Genomic DNA, 3,787 nt, shown 5'->3' with positions numbered 1-3,787 from the left:
CACCTGCGGGACGCAGGGTTGAGCTCGCGTGACTTGTCCTCAATAGAGGAAGGGATGACCCGAGAAGCCAGTCAGTCTTTAGCTGAGTGGTAGTTCACTCTGGTGGTTTTGCATTAATCGTCGACTGCAGGCATCTGAAATTCCTTTACTATCTTTATTTAATAATACCGATTTAATACTGCTATTTTTCTCCTGGTATTTTCTCCTGTTATAATACCGTTATCCTGATGCCACCTTTATTATAGTTAATTCTTACAGTTATAATTTTTATATGAAAGTTCCTCATCTTAAAAATTTTGGGTGCACCCATCTTAAAGTCATATAGCTGATCTACCTTGTCCTCTATCTTAATCATATAATTGACCTTTTTCTTCCACTCTCCGGACCGGGACGTTCAGGGTTTTCAGGGTCATCCGCCCTTTTTTCGTTTGCTCTCTTAGGTTCATATAGCTTGAATTCTGGAAAGCAAAAGGAGGAGGGTTTTTATATCAGATTGCACATCTGTTTCTCTTATACCTGAATCAACTAGAGGAGTTCTGACTACGCTTACAAGTTTAATTTCATCAACTTCCGCTTCTTCTGGTGCGTTATCAATGATGACCACACTAGGGGTCCCTGAAGGTGCATCAGTGGCCGTAGCGACTTTGCTTTTACTGTTACTTTTCCGAGACTTCCTTCCTCTGTCAAAGAACTGGGGAGATTCTGTAAAAACGTCTCTGAATATGGGAATAATTCCACTTCTGTTTTCTTTCGGTGCCGTTATTCTTTATAAGCTTGTAGCTCTCTTTTAACGTCTGGAGAGCTCATTTAAGCCTTGAATTCATGCGCATCGACAAAAATATCTCTTTTTTAAAACCTCATGGAATTAATATCATTCTCATTTTTTTAAAAAAGCTTTCGGCTTTCTTTTCTGCCTGTTAACTTTCATGCATTCCTCTTCTCTTTTTTCTCTTCTCCTCTTTTCCCGTTTCCTTTACCTCTTCTTCTTTTCAGGCATCACCTTACAGGAAGGAACAGGTGAACAAGTTTAGAGAAAATGAGTCCAGAAAACGCAACTTTTTTAAAAAATGAATTTAGAAAAGATGGGGGATAACCCCAAAGAGGAAGACGTTTATGAAGCCATGGATCATTGTGACCAGAGGGAGGCTTCGGGTTCTGTAGAACATAAATCCTATGATAAAACCTACAAAGAGAGTGTAGAATACTTCACCTATGTTTCCATACCCTGAATGCATTAATCCGAACAGGACGCTTGTGATAATCAGACCCCCCCGGCTGCCGAGAAACTCTTCGAGCCGGTTCTGCAGAATGGACCTGAAGATGATCTCTTCAACAAGACCTACTAAAAAGACCATAACAAGGGTAAGTCTCAAAAGGGAGGGAATTGAAAGGTCGGGGATGAGGTAATTTGTCTCTACTATTAAGTATTCCCCTACTCCAAGCAGGAGCCCCATAATTATCGAGAGTGGAATATAAATCCACATCCTTTTGAAGGTCATTCCAAGCCGTTCTCTAGTAAACCCCTGGTCGGTGAGTGCAATGGTTACTGGAATTGTAAGGAGTCCGTAAATAAAGACAAACGAGTAAAGGGTTTCCTCATAAAATGCTGGCATTGAGAGGTTTACAAGTCGCAGGATTGGCAGCAGGAGCAGGGCCTGGTAAGTTTTCTGAATCTCCTCATTTTTGATATATAACATGGAAAGAGAAAGCCCTAGCAGGGTGACTGCGTGTACCTCCATGGCTTCTATAGGTCTTCCAGAATATATCATAAATTCCGCAAAAGCGATGGCTAAAATCGGAATTATCAGGTAAAGTCCTTTGTTTTTCAATGAAGACTTCTGTGCCGCCCTATTTTCAGGTACGTGCATATACTCAGGAGTTTGTATCTCTCTCTTTTCAGGTGTTTGCATCTCCTGATTCTCATATGTTCCCATCTTCAGGCCTCCTTGGTAACGTTTATCCAGAGGCGCAGGTCCCTGTAAGGCACATCCTTTTCAGTCTCGTTGAAAAGCAGGAACTCAAGCTCCATATTCTCTCCTTCAAAAGAGGGGGTTATCTCAAGGGGCTCTTCCAGGGTTATGTTGTCGTCAAGTTTTATATTTCTCAGGTTCTCAGGTAGCGGCAGGGATCTGTTTTCGAGCCTGACATCCATTGTATAGTTTACTGCCCTATGCTCATGGTTTGCGATCCCTATAATGACGGTTCCACTTTCTCCCTGCACATACTCTGTAGTATAGTTCTCAGCTTTTCCCTCGGGCCCGAGGATATAGAATTCTGTAAATGGCTCATGGTCGTGGGGAACTATGGATACATAAGCCACACTTCCTACTAAGGCCAGAACGGAAATTGCCAGAAAAGTTCTGAGTGTCTTTTCTGTTGACGACTCAGGTTTTCCCATAACTTCAACTAACAGGGAACGGGCAGAAGCCTTGAAAGAGATCCCAAAGGTTTTGTCTTCTGGAAGCTGCCTCCTGCGGACATATGCTGCTGCACATGCAAGGATGATAAATACAGAGAGGCTTGCAAGAAGAGGTACTTCCTTGATCCCGAATGATGTATTATTAAGTACAAGTCCTATAAGCGGTACTATTGCAACGCTCATTCCAACAGAAAGTGCTGCTCTTTCAATTCCCTCAAGTCCGGTTTTTGTTGGAAATAGCAAGGCTACAAGGGCATACCCCGGTAGGAATAATACCAGTGGTAGGCCAAGGACTATGCGAATAAAACTCTCACTTAGTACAGGAATAAGTACGAAAATATCCGTGAGAACTACAAGGCCTACCACAAACAGCAGGTCAGATGGAAACTTCTGGTTCCCGGCCATATGACTCCTCATAAAACGGTTTTAATGTTTTTCTGGCTTTCCAGTTTTATCTTTCTTGATCAGGTTAATCTGCCTATTTCATCATCCCTCTCGAGGGGATTTTCAGAAAACCTTTTAGGCTGTTTTTTTCGGTCGGTCTTCTATAATCTTCTGCTGCGAAGAGTTGAGAACCGGAAGGTTGGGGATTGGCCCGAGTTTCTATTCAGGAACTTTCTTTTCTATTTAGTAAAGCTTCCGTTCCTGAATAGTTTCTCTTTTTTTAAATAATGATTTTAACTCGATCTACTCAAATACTTTTTTGTATAAAATATCTTCCCCTTTTCCTGTATGTTATTATAAAAATGTATTTCTTCTTTATGACCTTGCTGAGGAATTTTACGGTTCAGATTAAATCTGATACTTTTTTGAGGGGGTTTCCTGAATAAGTCTATTCTTTTTTTATGCTACTGCGTATCGTAAAAAACTTCTTAATTTCCTTATCTGTATAAATTTTTATTCCCATATTGATACTAAGTAAGATTTATATCGGAGCGCTTTAAGCTCCTTTTCTGGCGAACGGGATTTCCAATTAAGCTTATTTCTTTTTCGTTATCGGGGGGACTGCTTAATTATCTTTTGTGTCCCAATGTTTATATAGCTCATCTCTTAAAACAAATACACGTCTTATTCCGAACTCTGACTTGCTTGCAGGGCATCTTTCCTTTCCCTAAAAGGAGCACAACAATCCCCCAAATGATGCGCTGTAGATCTGGTTACAGACGATCCTTAGAAACCCTTTAAAGTTTGTGGAGCGATGACTCTGAAAAATGTATTCAATGTATTTGAAATTCTCGCCGATTTCTCTATAGAAAGGCGCTTTATAAACATTCTTGAGTTTTTTCATCAAAGAGGTAGATGATATAATATGACCATTACTATTGCAGCCATGCCTGCGTATAACGAAGCCCATTCCATTGCAGATGT

Annotated in this window: 3 protein-coding genes; all 3 read right to left on the bottom strand. The window is 40.7% G+C overall.

Annotation, left to right across the window (positions count from 1 at the left end):
- Positions 1–442: 442 nt before the first annotated feature.
- The gene (locus EO92_RS17470; protein WP_156161228.1) at positions 443–604 is read right to left on the bottom strand and encodes a hypothetical protein; all 162 of its coding nucleotides are present in this window, start codon (positions 602–604) and stop codon (positions 443–445) included.
- 469 nt (positions 605–1,073) lie between these two features.
- The gene (locus EO92_RS03400; RefSeq protein ID WP_048169300.1) at positions 1,074–1,934 is read right to left on the bottom strand and encodes a CPBP family intramembrane glutamic endopeptidase; all 861 of its coding nucleotides are present in this window, start codon (positions 1,932–1,934) and stop codon (positions 1,074–1,076) included.
- 2 nt (positions 1,935–1,936) lie between these two features.
- Entirely contained in the window at positions 1,937–2,824 is an 888-nt protein-coding gene (locus EO92_RS03395) for a DUF1616 domain-containing protein (RefSeq protein WP_048169297.1), read from the bottom strand.
- Positions 2,825–3,787 lie beyond the last annotated feature (963 nt).

This window comes from Methanosarcina sp. 2.H.A.1B.4 (genome assembly GCF_000979385.1).
In the GTDB taxonomy this organism is placed as follows: Archaea; Halobacteriota; Methanosarcinia; order Methanosarcinales; family Methanosarcinaceae; genus Methanosarcina.
Note: the sequence above shows the minus strand (reverse complement) of the source record. Positions and strands in the feature narration are given on the sequence as shown.

What these genes read in the sequence shown, in the direction of transcription:
- EO92_RS03400 (WP_048169300.1), bottom strand. Translation starts at nt 1,934, where the DNA reads ATGGGAACATATGAGAATCAGGAGATGCAAACACCTGAAAAGAGAGAG.
- EO92_RS03395 (WP_048169297.1), bottom strand. Translation starts at nt 2,824, where the DNA reads ATGGCCGGGAACCAGAAGTTTCCATCTGACCTGCTGTTTGTGGTAGGC.